General features: G+C 61.8%; 10 protein-coding genes. 5 read left to right on the top strand and 5 right to left on the bottom strand.

What is annotated here, in order from left to right:
- Positions 1 to 80 precede the first annotated feature (80 nt).
- Both L1069_RS00435 and L1069_RS00430 read left to right on the top strand, forming a co-directional pair.
- Complete coding sequence (locus L1069_RS00435) at positions 81 to 1316, top strand: multidrug effflux MFS transporter (protein WP_237454435.1); 1236 nt, start codon at positions 81 to 83, stop codon at positions 1314 to 1316.
- A 60-nt stretch (positions 1317 to 1376) separates the two neighbouring features.
- Entirely contained in the window at positions 1377 to 3050 is a 1674-nt protein-coding gene (locus L1069_RS00430) for a hypothetical protein (protein ID WP_237454434.1), read from the top strand.
- 57 nt (positions 3051 to 3107) lie between these two features.
- Here L1069_RS00430 and mfd read toward each other — a convergent pair whose 3' ends face one another.
- Complete coding sequence (gene mfd / locus L1069_RS00425; RefSeq protein WP_237454433.1) at positions 3108 to 6572, bottom strand: transcription-repair coupling factor; 3465 nt, start codon at positions 6570 to 6572, stop codon at positions 3108 to 3110.
- A gap of 44 nt (positions 6573 to 6616) precedes the next feature.
- A complete protein-coding gene (locus L1069_RS00420; protein WP_129370789.1) occupies positions 6617 to 7138 on the bottom strand; it encodes a component of SufBCD complex in 522 nt (173 codons plus the stop codon).
- Positions 7139 to 7322: 184 nt separating this feature from the next.
- Here L1069_RS00420 and hemB point away from each other — a divergent pair, with 184 nt between their 5' ends.
- Positions 7323 to 8321: a porphobilinogen synthase gene (gene hemB, locus L1069_RS00415; protein ID WP_237454432.1), complete on the top strand. Its 999-nt coding sequence runs from the start codon at positions 7323 to 7325 to the stop codon at positions 8319 to 8321.
- Positions 8322 to 8472: 151 nt separating this feature from the next.
- Positions 8473 to 9048, top strand: a complete 576-nt coding sequence (locus L1069_RS00410) for a YSC84-related protein (RefSeq protein ID WP_134829803.1) — start codon at positions 8473 to 8475, stop codon at positions 9046 to 9048.
- A gap of 107 nt (positions 9049 to 9155) precedes the next feature.
- On the opposite strand, the gene L1069_RS00405 is transcribed toward L1069_RS00410, so the two are convergent.
- The gene (locus L1069_RS00405; protein WP_237454431.1) at positions 9156 to 10028 is read right to left on the bottom strand and encodes an NAD(P)-dependent oxidoreductase; all 873 of its coding nucleotides are present in this window, start codon (positions 10026 to 10028) and stop codon (positions 9156 to 9158) included.
- A 116-nt stretch (positions 10029 to 10144) separates the two neighbouring features.
- Here L1069_RS00405 and L1069_RS00400 point away from each other — a divergent pair, with 116 nt between their 5' ends.
- On the top strand, positions 10145 to 12622 hold the full coding sequence (locus L1069_RS00400) for a penicillin acylase family protein (RefSeq protein WP_237454430.1): 2478 nt from the start codon (positions 10145 to 10147) through the stop codon (positions 12620 to 12622).
- Positions 12623 to 12683: 61 nt separating this feature from the next.
- Here the strand turns inward: L1069_RS00400 and hflX are convergent, their stop codons facing one another.
- Together hflX and hfq are read right to left on the bottom strand one after the other, a co-directional pair.
- A complete protein-coding gene (gene hflX, locus L1069_RS00395; RefSeq protein ID WP_237454429.1) occupies positions 12684 to 13955 on the bottom strand; it encodes a GTPase HflX in 1272 nt (423 codons plus the stop codon).
- Positions 13955 to 14194 carry an RNA chaperone Hfq gene (gene hfq / locus L1069_RS00390; protein WP_005611588.1) on the bottom strand — a complete coding sequence of 80 codons (240 nt, stop codon included), beginning with the start codon at positions 14192 to 14194 and terminating at the stop codon, positions 13955 to 13957. Before hfq ends, hflX begins: the two co-directional genes overlap by 1 nt.
- Positions 14195 to 14288 lie beyond the last annotated feature (94 nt).

Genomic DNA, 14288 nt, shown 5'->3' with positions numbered 1-14288 from the left:
GATTCGTGATAGCGGAGCCGGACAGCTCCCGGACCGGCCTTGTTCCCCGGAAACATCTGAAGAGCTGTTAGAGGTTTCAAATGTCACAACCCCAGGTACACTCTCCGGCCCACGGCATGGCCAAGGCCGAATTCATTGCCCTGATCGCGATGATGTTTGCCACCATCGCCTTTTCCATCGACGCGATGCTGCCCGCCTTGCCTGAAATCGGCAAGGCACTTAGCCCGGATGACATTAACCGCGCCCAGCTGGTGCTGACTTCTTTTGTGCTGGGCATGGGCATCGGCACGTTCTTTACCGGCCCGCTGTCCGATGCTTTTGGCCGCAAGACTGTCATTGCCGGCGGTGTTGCACTGTACATCGCAGCCTCTGCCGTTGCCTGGCAGGCGCAATCGCTGGAGCTGCTGCTGGCCTCCCGCGTCGTCATGGGGCTGGGCGCCGCAGGGCCGCGGGTTGTCGGCATTGCCATCGTGCGGGATTTGTATTCGGGCCGGGAAATGGCCCGGATGATGTCGATTGCAATGATGATCTTCACCTTGGTTCCCGCCTTTGCACCGATGCTGGGCGCGGGCATCATTGCCTTTTCCAGCTGGCGCAGCATCTTCCTGGCCTTTGCCATCTTCGCCATCCTCATCGTGATGTGGATGGGGCTGCGCCTGCCGGAGACCCTGGCGGTAGAGAACCGCCGCCCCTTCCGTCTGCCGCTGCTTTTGGGCGCGGTAAAGGAAATGTTCTCCCACCCGGCTGTGCGCCTGTCTATTCTGGTGCAGACCCTTTGCCTAGGCATGCTGTTCACCATGCTGACCATGGTGCAGCAGGTCTATGACGTGATCTTTGACCGCGCTGGCAGCTTTCCCTTCTGGTTTGGATTTGTGGCCTTGATGGCAGGCACCGCCAGCCTGCTGAATGCGGCCATCGTGGTCCGTGTTGGCATGCGCCGGATCGTGACCTGGTCCTTGGCTGCGCAGGTCTGCATTTCCGCAGTGATGCTGGTGCTCAGCGGTCAGGCGCTGCCGGAAATGCTGCTGTTCGGCCTGTTTGTCGCCTGGCAGACCAGCGTTTTCTTTCTGGCCGGCACCACGCTTGGCAATCTCAATGCTATCGCGATGGAGCCGATGGGCCATATTGCCGGCATGGCGGCCTCGGTGATTGGTGCGATCTCCACCGTTCTGGCCGCTGCCATTGCGGCTCCAGTGGGCCTGCTGTTTGACGGTTCACTGCTGCCGCTGGCTGCAGGACTGCTGACAATGGCCGGCCTTGCGTTCCTGCTGATGCTGCAAATGGCACGGGCTGAGGCGCAATTGCCCGCAGAATAACTATCTTGTCCGGATCAACGCCTCTGCCTAACCTCTCCAAATACTTGGGGAGGTTTTTTCATGGGTTACGATTATGATCTCGGCAGCCATTCCTGTCTGGTAACGGCAGCTTCGCCCGAGACGCAAAAGTGGTTCGACCGCGGCTTGGTCTGGACCTATGGCTACAACCACGAAGAAGCCGTCAAATGCTTCAAGCAGGCACTGACCCACGATCCCGGCTGCGCCATGGCCCATTGGGGCGCGGCCTATGCAACCGGCCCGAATTACAATCTGCCCTGGAACTTGCGGGACGGCAAAGGCCGTGCCGAAGATCTGGCACAGGCTTATGACGCCGCCCAATCCGCGCTGGCTTGTTTAGAGGGCTGCACAGAGGCCGAGCGGCAGCTGATCCATGCCCTTCAGGCCCGCTATCCCCAGCGCGAGGCGGTGGAGGACATGCACATCTGGGACTATGCCTTTGCCGACGCCATGCGCGCGGCGTTTGCCGCCTGCCCGGATCATCTGGATCTGCGCACGGTCTATGCCGAAAGCCTGCTGAACCTGACACCTTGGAAAATGTGGGACTTGCAAACCGGCCTGCCCGCCGAAGGGGCCGCGACATTGGAGGCGCAGGAGGTTCTGGAATGGGCAATGGAGAACGACCCCGGTGCGATGAGGCACCCCGGCCTGCTGCATCTTTATGTGCATCTGATGGAGATGTCGCCGGCGCCGGAAAAAGCCCTGAAGGCCGCCGATGTCCTGCGCACACTGGTGCCGGACGCAGGCCATCTGGTACATATGCCGACCCATATCGACGTGCTTTGCGGTGACTATCACAGCGTGGTGCATTGGAACCGGAAAGCGATTGAGGCGGATCTGAAGTTCTACGCGCGTGAGGGCGCCTTCAACATCTACACCGGCTACCGCCAGCATAACTACCACTTCGTCATCTTCGGCGCGATGTTCCTGGGGCAGATTGAACCTGCGTTGCAGGCCAATCAGGGTATTCTGGACACCACCCCGCCGGAAATGCTGCTGGTAGAAAGCCCGCCTATCGCGGATTTCTTTGAAAGCTACATGGCAATGCACCCGCACATCCTGGTCCGCTTTGGCCGCTGGGAGGAGGCCATGGCGCTGGAGCTGCCTGAAGACCCAGCGCTCTATTGCACCTTGACCGCCAACACCCATTACGCCCGCGCCATCGCATTTGCCGCAACTGGCCGGGTGTCACAGGCCGAAGCGGAGGAGCAGTTGTTCCGCGCTGCCAAGACCCGCGTTCCGGAAACCCGCCTGCTGCACAACAACCGCGTCGTGGATCTGCTTGAAATCGCATCCGAAATGCTGCGCGGTGAGATTGAGTACCGCAAAGAGAACTACGACACGGCTTTTGCCCATTTGCGCCGCTCGGCCGAGCTGGACGATAACCTGCCTTATGATGAGCCCTGGGGCTGGATGCAGCCCAGCCGCCACGCACTTGGGGCGCTGCTGTTTGAGCAGGGCCGCTCGGGAGAAGCCGAGGCGGTCTACCGAGCGGACTTGGGGCTGGATGGTACTTTGCCGCGCGCGTCGGTCCATCCGGACAATATCTGGAGCCTGAAAGGCCTGCATGATTGCCTGAAGGCCCGCGGCGAAACCGTTGAAATCCGGCACATAAAGCAGAAACTCGATATGGCGCTTGCCCGCGCCGACCAGGCGGTGGCTGCGTCTTGTTTCTGCGCACAGGCAGCAATGAAGCCGGACAGCTGCTGCAGCTGAGAAAAATGTCTTCGAAGACATTTGCCAAGGAAATTCGAATTTCCTTGGCTCTGCGTATCAAGCTTTCGCTTTTGCCTTGGCCTTTTTCTTCTCTGCCACGACTTTCTCTGCCAGGTCGCGGGCAATGGCAAAGGCGCCCTTGATCTTGTCGCTGTCTTTCTTCCAGTCCCGGCGCACGACGATTTTGTTGTCCTTTACCTTGGCCAGACCGTTTTGGCCCTGGATGAACTCCACCAGCCCCTGAGGCGAGGCGAATTTGTCATTGTGGAATTGGATCGTTGCGCCTTTCGGCCCGCCGTCCATCTTGGCAATGCCTGCGCGTTTGCACATTCCCTTGATCCGCACCACCAGCATCAGCGTGTTGACCTCTTTCGGCAGCTTGCCGAAACGGTCGATCAGCTCAGCAGCAAATCCTTCCAGCTCCACTTTGGTCGAGAGCGACGACAGGCGGCGGTACAGCCCGAGGCGCACATCCAGATCCGGCACATAGGTCTCCGGGATCAGTACCGGCACGCCCAGATTGATCTGCGGCGCCCAATGCGCATCGGCGTCCGAGAGGCCCTCCATCTCACCCGCCTTGATCTTGGCAATCGCCTCCTCCAGCATCGACTGGTACAGTTCATACCCCACATCGCGCATCTGGCCGGATTGCTCATCGCCCAGCAAATTGCCCGCTCCGCGGAGATCAAGGTCTTGCGAGGCCAGGGTAAAGCCGGCGCCCAATGTGTCGAGCGAGCCCAGCACCCGCAGCCGCTTCTCTGCCGCCGGTGTCAGCCGCTGACGCGGTTTGGTGGTGAGATAGGCATAGGCACGGGTTTTCGAACGCCCCACCCGGCCCCGGATCTGATAGAGCTGCGACAGGCCGAACATGTCGGCGCGGTGCACCACCATCGTGTTGGCGGTCGGAATGTCGAGGCCCGACTCCACAATCGTTGTTGCCAGCAGGACGTCAAATTTGCCGTCGTAAAACGCGTTCATCCGGTCGTCGAGTTCGCCCGCAGCCATCTGCCCATGCGCCACCACATAGGTGAGTTCAGGCAGCTGTGCCTGCAGGAACGCCTCGACATCCGGCAGGTCGGTGATCCGCGGCACCACATAGAAGCTTTGCCCGCCGCGGTAATGCTCGCGCAGCAGCGCCTCGCGGATAGTGACAGTGTCAAATTCGCTGACGTAGGTGCGGATCGCCAGGCGGTCCACCGGCGGGGTGCCGATGATCGACAGATCCCGCACACCGGTCAGCGACAGCTGCAGTGTGCGCGGGATCGGCGTGGCCGTCAGCGTCAGCACATGGATGTCGCTGCGCAGCTGTTTCAGCCGTTCCTTGTGGCCAACGCCAAAGTGCTGCTCCTCGTCGATGATCAGCAGCCCGAGGTTCTGGAACCTGATGTTCTTAGCCAGTACCGCGTGGGTTCCAACAACGATATCGACGGTCCCCTTGGCCAGCCCTTCACGGGTCTGGCTGGCCTCTTTGGCACTAACAAAACGCGACAACTGCCTGACCTGCAAAGGAAACCCGCGAAAACGCTCGGCAAAGGAGGCCGCATGCTGGCGCGCCAGCAGTGTGGTCGGTGCCACCACCGCCACCTGCAGGCCGGACATCGCCGCGACAAAAGCCGCGCGCATAGCCACCTCGGTCTTGCCAAAACCCACATCGCCGCAGATCAGCCGGTCCATCGGCTGGCCGGAGTGCAGATCCTCCATCACGTCCTCGATGGCGCGCAGCTGGTCGTCGGTCTCCTGATAGGGAAAGCGGGCGGAAAATTCCTCCCAGGCATGCGGCGGCGGGTCCATCACCGGTGCCTTGCGCAGGGCGCGTTCAGCTGCAATGCGGATCAGCTTGTCCGCCATCTCGCGGATGCGTTCCTTGAGCTTGGCCTTCTTGGCCTGCCAGGCACCGCCGCCCAGCCGGTCCAGCAGACCTTCGTCATGGCCGTATTTGGACAGCAGTTCGATGTTTTCGACCGGCAGGTACAGTTTGGACGCTTCGGCATATTCCAGCAGGATGCATTCATGCGCAGCACCTGCCGCCGTCACCACTTCCAGCCCCTTGTAGCGGCCGATGCCATGGTCCACATGCACCACCAGATCACCAGGGCTGAGCGATTGCGTTTCGGTCAGAAAGTTCTCGGCCTTGCGGCGTTTCTTGGGTGCCCGGATCAGCCGGTCGCCCAGCACGTCCTGCTCCGAGATCACCGTCATGTCCGGCGCCTGGAACCCGTGCTCCAGAGCCCAGACCGCCAGATGCAGGCCGCTTTTGCCGATCCGCGTGCCATCCACCACCGGGATGGCTTCTGCCAGGCCCTCGTCCTCAATCAGCCCGGTCAGGCGTTCGCGCGCCCCTTCGGAGTAAGAGGCAATAAGAACCGGTCCCTCCTGCATCCGCGCCTTAATATGGGATGCCAAAGCCCCGAAAAGGCTGATGCTTTCCTGCTGCCGCTCGGGTGCGAAGTTGCGCCCGATCCGCCCGCCGGCATCCGCGGTGCCAGGACCCGAGGCCTGCGGCAGCGGGTGCAGTTGCACCACGCGGTGCGCGGCCGATGCGGTCTCCCAAGCGGCGTCATCCAAATACAGCAGGCCCGGCGGCGTGGGTTTATAGACGGTATCAATCCGTCCCTTCTGCGCCATTGCGTGTTTGCGGGTTTCAAACTGGTCCTCGATGGTGTCCCAGCGCGCCAGCCGTGCCGGTGTCACCTGATCATCCAGCGTCACCGTCGCCTGCGGCAGGTAGTCGAACAGAGTTTCCAGCTTTTCATGGAAGAACGGCAGCCAATGCTCGATCCCCTGATGCTTGCGCCCTGCACTCACTGCCTCGTACAGCGGATCATCTGTACCGGCGGCGCCGAATTCAATCCGGTAATTCTGACGGAACCGGGTGATTGCCGCCTCGTCCAGGATCACTTCGGACACCGGCGCCAGCTCCACCACCTCCAGTTTCTCGGTGGTGCGCTGCGAGGCCGGATCGAACCGCCGTGCGCCATCCAGCACATCGCCGAACAGATCCAGCCGCACCGGGCCGCTTTCCCCCGGCGGGAAGATATCGATGATACCGCCACGCACCGCATAGTCGCCCGGCTCCATCACCGTCGGGCTTTGGGTGAACCCCATGCGTACCAGGAAATTGCGCAGCGCGCCTTCGTCAATCCGGTGATCGACACGGGCGGTAAAGGCCGCCTCGCGCAGCACCCCGCGCGCAGGCACCCTTTGGCTGGCGGCGTTCAGCGTGGTCAGCAGTACAAACTGCTTGGGCATCTGATGCACCAGGGCCGCCAGCGTGGCCATCCGCGCAGCCGAGATATCGGCGTTCGGCGACACCCGGTCATAAGGCAGGCAATCCCAGCCGGGAAAGACAAACACCGGCATCTGCGGCGCAAAAAAGGCAAGTGCCGACCGCATTGCCTCCATCCGCTTGTCGTCACGCGCCACATGCAGAACCGGCGCGCCGGATTTCTGCACTTCCTTCAGGATCAGCCGGGCATCAAACCCTTCGGGCGCGCCGCCCATGGTGATTGCACGCTGTGCCATGCCTCTTCCTTTCCGGGTGTCCTCAATCGGTCTCAGCCCGCCTGTTAAAATGCCCCGATGGTCAGGTTTTGATACATGCCCCAGAACGCGGTGACCACAATGGAGATTACCCCGACGACCTGCACATAGAGCCGGCAAAACGCCAATCTTTTGCGCAGCTCCCCGCCCGTGGCACCTTCCTGCGAGATCCGGCGCGCGGTCAAAAAACTGATCAGCCCGACCACGGACATCGGAAACACCAGCAGGAACACAGCCTGGGCAATCTCCATCAGGAAGACAAAGCCAAGCACAGCCAGGCCGGACATCACGAAACAGGACAGCGCCACCAGCCAAGGGCCTGAAACCTCGGAGATGTACAGCAGGCGGTTCACATTGACCCGGACCATATCCTCCAGATCGCGTTCCGCCTGGCCGCCATTGCGCTGCGCCCGCTGGACCATATCATAGGGCACCCCCAGGATCCTGTTACTGGCCGTCGACCAGAGCACCGCCAGCGCAATCCAGTACCACAGGTTGGAGAATGACCGCAGCTCAATCATCTCATAGATAATATGAAGCAGATCCACGCCAGCCCCCCGCTTGTGCCCGCAGATCCTCGGGCTGGAATTTGTCAACCGGCCCTATATCAACCGGGAAGCGCGCACAGGCAAGCCCTGCCTGCCGCACAAGTTTTTGGGCGCGGCGATTGTGCCCCTTGTTCCCGGGGCCGCTTCCATGCCACCCATGGGCAAGCCAAAACGAGAGACCGCCATGAAGCCCACCGTCGCGCCCTTTCCCGCCGCCCGCCTGCGCCGCACCCGTGCCAGCCAGGCCATCCGTGACCTGGTCCGGGAGAACACTCTGACGCCGTCCGATTTCATCTGGCCGGTGTTTGTCCGTGAAGGGGAAGGCGTTGAGGAACCGATCGCTTCGATGCCCGGTGCGGTGCGCCGCTCGGTGGACAAAATTGCCGAAGCCGCAGTTGAGGCGCAAGCCCTGGGGATCCCGGCGATCTGCCTGTTTCCCTACACCGATGCCTCGCTCAAAACCGAAGATTGCGCCGAGGCCTGGAACCCGGACAACCTGACCAATCGCGCAATCCGCGCGATCAAGGATGCGGCGCCGGATATCGCAGTGATGACTGACGTGGCGCTGGACCCCTACAATATCAACGGCCACGACGGTTATGTGGTCGATGGCGAGATCGTCAATGACGCCACCGTCGAGGCGCTGGTCAAAATGACGCTCGCTCAGGCCGGTGCCGGCGCCAACATCATCGGACCGTCCGACATGATGGACGGGCGGATCGGGGCGATGCGCAGCGCGCTGGAAAAGGCAGGCCACCACAATGTGGCGATCCTGTCCTATTCGGCCAAATACGCCTCCGGCTACTATGGGCCGTTCCGTGATGCGGTCGGTGCCTCGGGCGCGCTGAAGGGCGACAAGAAAACCTATCAGATGGACCCGGCCAACAGCGACGAAGCGCTGCGGCTGATTGAGCGCGACCTGATGGAGGGCGCCGACATGGTGATGGTCAAACCGGGCATTGCCTATCTCGACATCTGCCACCGGGTGAAATCCGCCTTTGGCGTGCCGACCTATGCCTATCAGGTCTCGGGCGAATACGCGATGATCCAGGCCGCAGCGCAAAACGGCTGGATCGACGGCGAAAAGGTGATGATGGAAAGCCTGATGGCTTTCAAACGGGCAGGCTGCAACGGCATTCTGACCTATTTCGCACCCGCCGCGGCCCGGCTGCTGAACGGCTGACCCAGTCATTCAATGCGGATACGGATCACTTCAGCGGGAAGCCGCCGCTGTCCAGCTGGCAGCAGATGACAGGCAGCGGTTTTCCGCGTATACATTCGATCAGAGCCGGAGCATACCGGCCTTGGAGCAAATCATTACAGGCACCTGAGAAATGAGCAGTTTTTCCTCTTCCCGCATGACCCGCCGCGGCTTTGCCCTGACGGCTCTGGCCGGCGCCGGCGTTACCGCCGCATGCGGCAACGGCATAGGCAACAGCAATGGCGCGACCATCGACGCCCGCGTTGATAGCACGCTGAACCAAATGTACAGCCAGTACCCCAACACCCGTACCCTGGCCGATAAGGCAACCGGCATGCTGGTAATGCCGCTGGTCACTGAGGCGGGCTTTGTATTTGGCGGGGCCTATGGGCGCGGCGCCCTGCGGATCAACGATGTGACCGTCGATTATTACGCCACTTACAAAGGCAATGCGGGCCTGCAGATCGGCGCTCAGCAGTATGCCCACGTGCTGTTCTTCATGACCGAAGGCGCCTTGGCCGGCTTCCGCCGCTCGTCCGGTTGGGCGGCAGGCGCAGATGTGGAATATGTGATCAAGGACGAAGGCAACGCGCTGAGTGCCGACACCAATACCCTGACGTCCCCGGTGCTTGCAGTGGTCTTTGCCCAGGCAGGCCTGCGCGTTGGTGCGACCTTGGAAGGCACCAAATACACCCGCATCATCCCCTGATCAGCCCGGGAAACGGCAAAGGCTCACGGCCTTCGCTTCTTTCTGGTTGAAAATACCTCCGCCGGAGGCATGGCCTTTCCTGCCGGAAAGGCCATTTTACCTTACCCTCAGTCCAGTTTGCGCAGCCGTTTGAACAGCGACGAGGTATCCCAGCGCCCGCCGCCCATCTTTTGCACGTCCTTGTAGAACTGATCCACCAGAGCTGTGACCGGCAGGCTGGCGCCGGTTTCGTCCGCTGCGTCCAGACAGATACCCAGATCCTTGCGCATCCAGTCCACCGCAAATCCATGCTCGAAATGATCGTCCAGCATGGTCTCGTAACGGTTGGCCATCTGCCAGCTGCCCGCCGCGCCCTGGCTGATCACTTCGACCACCGCACGCCCGTCCAGCCCGGCTTTCTCGGCAAAATGCAGCGCCTCGCTCAAGCCCTGCACAAGCCCGGCAATGGCGATCTGGTTGCACATTTTGGTCAGCTGTCCCGCCCCGCTGCCGCCGATCCGGCGGCAGATTTTGGAATAGGCAGCCATCACCGGCTCAACCCGGGCGTAAGCGGCCTCGTCTCCGCCGCACATAATTGACAGCACACCGTTTTCAGCCCCTGCCTGACCGCCGGAAATCGGTGCATCAACAAAGAACACGCCTTTCTCCTCTGCCGCGCCATGCAATTCGCGGGTCACGGTTTCCGACACCGTGGTGTGATCAACAAACACCGCGCCTTCGCGCATACCGGCAAAGGAACCATCCGCCCCCAGGCAGACCGAGCGCAGATCGTCGTCATTGCCAACGCAGGCCATTACAAAATCCGCCCCCGCCGCAGCCGCCCGCGGTGTGGCACCGAACTGGCCGCCATGCTCGGCGGCCCAGGCCTTGGCCTTGGCTTCGGTGCGGTTGTAGACGGTGACCTCATGGCCCGCAGCCTGCAGGTGCCCGGCCATCGGATAGCCCATGACGCCGAGCCCCAGAAACGCGATTTTTGCCATCTGCTTTTCCCTTGATCTGTCTTCGCTTATGTTGGCGCCAACCCTACCACCGCCGCCGCGGGGCGCAATCTGCCAAGCGGCTGGAAATGACAAAACCCAAGGGAAAACAACCGCTGATGGGACATCTTTTCCGCTGGCTTCTGCGCATAGCTGCCGGCCTGATTCTGCTAAGTGTTCTGGCCGCATTGCTGGTCTATTACCTGGCTTCGCAGTCACTGCCCGAATACAACAAAGAGCTTTCCCTGCCCGGCCTCTCCTCGCCTGTCGAGATTGTCCGCGACAACGCCAATGTACCGCATATCTTCGGCAGTTTCGGCGCCAGCGACGAGGATGTCTACTTTGGCCTCGGCTATGCCCACGCCCAGGACCGCCTGTGGCAGATGGCAGTGATGCGGCGCACCGCCAAGGGCCGCCTGTCGGAAATCTTCGGCACCCGCACGGTTGAGACCGACACATATCTGCGCCGGCTGGATATCTACCGATTGGCGCAGCAATCCGCGGCGGTGCAGTCGCCCGAAGCGATGACCGCGCTCAAGGCCTATGCCGCCGGCGTCAACGCCCGCCTGCAGGAGATCAACGAAGACGCGCTTGGCCGCGGTGCGCCGGAGATGTTCCTGTTCAACATGCCGGTTGCGCCCTGGCAGCCCGCCGACAGCATCGCAATCATGAAGCTGATGGCGCTGCAGCTGTCCGGCCACATGAAGGAAGAGATCCTGCGCGCCCGGACTTCGCTGGCACTGGATGATGCGGCCAGGATCAAGGACATCCTGCCCGATGCGCCGGGCAAAGGGCTGACTGCCCTGCCGGAGTATGCAGCGCTGGTTCCCGGCGTCCGGCAGTTCGCCACTGCCAAGCCCGCAGAGGAAGACAGCCTGCTGTTTCCGGTTGCTCCGCGCGGGCTGGCGGGGGCCTCCAACGCCTGGGCCGCCGCCCCGAGCCGTTCGGCGGCGGGCGGCACGCTATTGGCCAATGACCCGCACCTGGGTCTCAGCGCACCCGGCGTCTGGTATCTGGCACGGCTTGAACTGGGCACCGGCGGGGTGATCGGCGGCACCATCCCTGGCATCCCGGCAGTAATCACAGGGCGCTCAGACGTGCTGGGATGGGGGGTGACCTCGTCTTATCTGGACGACCAGGACTTGTTTATCGAACGCCTCAACCCGGAAAATCCTCAGGAGTATCTGAGCGTTGAAGGGTATAAAGAATTCATCTCCCGCCCGTCGATCATCAAGATCAAGGACCAGGCGCCGGTTACTTTGACCCTGCGCTGGACAGACAACGGCCCGGTGCTGCCCGGTTCGATGTTCAAACTGGCCGGGATCACCCCGCCCGGCCATGTGGTTTCGCTCAGCTGGACTGTGCTCAGCCCCAAGGATACCTCAATGAGCGCTGCCATCGGCCTGATGCGCAGCACCACGGTCCAAGACGCAATCACAGCCGGAGAAGGCTTTGTCGCCCCTTCGCAAAACCTGACTCTGGCGGATAAGGACACAATTGCGCTCAAAACCGTCGGCGCCTTCCCGTTGCGCGACGCCGCACACCAAAGCAAGGGCCGGATGCCAAGCCAGGGCTGGCACCCGGAGAACCGCTGGCAAGGCCGCGCGCCTTATGCGGAAAACCCTGAATTCACCAGCCCCGCAGGCGGCATCCTGGGCAATACCAACAACAAGATCCTGGACCGCCCCTTCCCGAACCACGTCTCCTTTGACTGGGGCGATACCCAGCGCATCCACCGCTGGGAAAAACTGATGCAGAACCGCGAAGTGCATACCCGCGACAGCTTTATCGAGGCGCAATTGGACACGGTCTCCTACACCGCCCGCACCCTCTTGCCGCTGATCGGAGCCGACCTGTGGTTCACCGGCGAAGCCGCCCCCGCCGGCACCCGCGAGCGCCAGCGCCAGATCGCCCTGACCCTGCTGTCGGAGTGGAACGGTGAAATGAACGAGCATCTGCCGGAACCGCTGATCTATGCCGCCTGGCTGCGCGCCCTGCAGGCCCGGCTGATCACCGATGAGCTGGGTCCGGTGGCCAAGACCTTCCGCCATGTGGAACCGTTGTTCATCGAGCGGGTCTACCGCGATGTCGATGGTGCCGCCGTCTGGTGCGACGTGCGCCAAAGCGCTCCGGAAGAAAGCTGCACTGATATGGCCCGGCTGGCGCTGGATGATGCGCTGATCTGGATCGAAGAACGCTATGGCGCCGCGCTGGAATCGCTGCGCTGGGGCGATGCGCATCAGGCCACGCAGGACCACCCGGTGCTGGGAGAAGTGCCGCTGCTGCGCTATTTCGTAAACATCCGCCAGTCCACCAGCGGCAGCGGCAACACCCTGCAGCGCGGCAAGAGTTCAGGTAAGGACCCGGATCCGTTCCAGAACACCCATTCTGCCGGCTACCGCGGGGTCTATGACTTTGCCGACCCCGACAGTTCCGTCTTTATCGTATCAACCGGCCAGTCCGGCCATCCGCTGTCGCGCTACTATGACGACATGGCCCAGCTCTGGCGGCGCGGCGAATATATCCCGATGTCACTGGACGAGGACCTGGCCCGCGCCGCAGCTGTCGGCATTACCCGGATCACCCCCCGCCAATAATAACGGGACAATAAAAAAGGGCGCTGCGGCGCCCTTTTCCTTTTACACTTGAAGCAAGGCTTCACAGCCTCTCGTACTTCGCCTTTTGCCGGTCGGTCCACAGCACGGTGATATCAAACCCGGCCTCGGTCTGTTCTTCGCTTTGAACCAGGTCTTCCTTGAACAGCCAGGCGCGCTGTTTGCCCTCGGCAAACGTGAGATTCAGCAGCTCCTCGTGCCGCACGCCCTGCAACTGCTCGGCGATATCTGCCATCAACCCGTCCAGCCCCTCGCCCGTCAGGGCCGAGATCGCATGGATGCCGTCCTCACGTTCCGCACGCTGACGGCGGGCTTCGGCGTCTTCCTCAGGCAGCTGGTCCAGCTTGTTCCAGACTTCGATCCGGACGCGGTTTTCGTCCACCCCCAATGAGGTCAGGATGGCCTCGACGTCTTTGGCCTGCTGCTCGCTTTCATCATGGCTGATGTCGCGCACATGCAGGATCACATCCGCTGCCAGAACCTCTTCCAGCGTCGCCCGGAAAGATGCCACCAGTTCGGTCGGCAGATCCGAAATGAAGCCCACGGTGTCGGACAGGATCACCTCCGGCCCATCCGCAATCTGCACCCGGCGCATGGTCGGGTCCAAGGTGGCAAAGAGCATGTCTTTGGCCATCACCTCAGCCCCGGTCAGCCGGTTGAACAGGGTCGACTTGCCGGCGTTTGTATAGCCGACCAGCGCCACAATCGGATAGGGCACCTTGGCCCGCGAGGCGCGGTGCAGGGTCCGGGTCTTCACCACCTTGTCCAGCTGCCGGCGCAGCCGCACCAGTTGGTCGTCAATGGCGCGCCGGTCGGCCTCGATCTGGGTTTCGCCGGGTCCGCCGACAAATCCCAATCCGCCGCGCTGGCGCTCCAGGTGGGTCCAGGCCCGCACCAGCCGCGTCCGTTGATAGCTGAGCGCCGCCATCTCGACCTGCAGCACACCTTCGCGGGTGGCCGCACGGTCCGAGAATATCTCAAGGATCAGCCCGGTCCGGTCGAGGATCTTGACCTTCCAGGCTTTTTCCAGATTGCGCTGCTGCACCGGGGACACCGACCCGTCGATCAGGACCAGTTCCACCTCATTTGCTTTGAGGATGCCCGCCAGCTCTTCGATTTTGCCAGAACCGAACAGCATCCCCGCATGCGCCTTGGGCAGGCGCACAACATTGGAGCCGATCACATCAAGATCGGGAAGGGCCGCTGCCAGCGCAACGGCCTCATCAAGCGCAGGTGCAGCCTGGCGGCGCCTGCTATCGGATTTGATTTCCGGATGCAGCACCCAAGCACGGGTATGCGTCCTTTCATGCTCCATCAATTGGAGTCTTCACCCTCATAGAGACTGATCGGCTGGGCCGGCATGATGGTCGAAATCGCGTGTTTGTAGACCAGCTGCGACTGTCCGTCGCGGCGCAGCAGCACGCAGAAATTGTCGAACCAGGTGATCACACCCTGCAGCTTGACCCCGTTGATCAGAAAGATTGTAACCGGAACCTTGGTTTTGCGAACGTGATTCAGGAAGGCATCCTGAAGATTCTGTCTGTCCGAAGCCATTTTTTATTATCTCGCCTTTGTTCTTGCCGCGCGCTGCGGACCAGCACGCACATTAAATTCAGTATGGACGGAGAAAATGTAAGTTTCCACCAGA

Source organism: Leisingera sp. MMG026, from assembly GCF_021654205.1.
Lineage (GTDB): Bacteria > Pseudomonadota > Alphaproteobacteria > Rhodobacterales > Rhodobacteraceae > Leisingera.
This window is presented reverse-complemented; position numbering and strand designations above follow the sequence as displayed.

What these genes read in the sequence shown, in the direction of transcription:
- hemB (WP_237454432.1), top strand. Translation starts at nt 7,323, where the DNA reads ATGAAGCCCACCGTCGCGCCCTTTCCCGCCGCCCGCCTGCGCCGCACC.
- L1069_RS00410 (WP_134829803.1), top strand. Translation starts at nt 8,473, where the DNA reads ATGAGCAGTTTTTCCTCTTCCCGCATGACCCGCCGCGGCTTTGCCCTG.
- L1069_RS00430 (WP_237454434.1), top strand. Translation starts at nt 1,377, where the DNA reads ATGGGTTACGATTATGATCTCGGCAGCCATTCCTGTCTGGTAACGGCA.
- mfd (WP_237454433.1), bottom strand. Translation starts at nt 6,572, where the DNA reads ATGGCACAGCGTGCAATCACCATGGGCGGCGCGCCCGAAGGGTTTGAT.
- L1069_RS00435 (WP_237454435.1), top strand. Translation starts at nt 81, where the DNA reads ATGTCACAACCCCAGGTACACTCTCCGGCCCACGGCATGGCCAAGGCC.
- hfq (WP_005611588.1), bottom strand. Translation starts at nt 14,194, where the DNA reads ATGGCTTCGGACAGACAGAATCTTCAGGATGCCTTCCTGAATCACGTT.
- hflX (WP_237454429.1), bottom strand. Translation starts at nt 13,955, where the DNA reads ATGGAGCATGAAAGGACGCATACCCGTGCTTGGGTGCTGCATCCGGAA.
- L1069_RS00405 (WP_237454431.1), bottom strand. Translation starts at nt 10,028, where the DNA reads ATGGCAAAAATCGCGTTTCTGGGGCTCGGCGTCATGGGCTATCCGATG.
- L1069_RS00400 (WP_237454430.1), top strand. Translation starts at nt 10,145, where the DNA reads ATGGGACATCTTTTCCGCTGGCTTCTGCGCATAGCTGCCGGCCTGATT.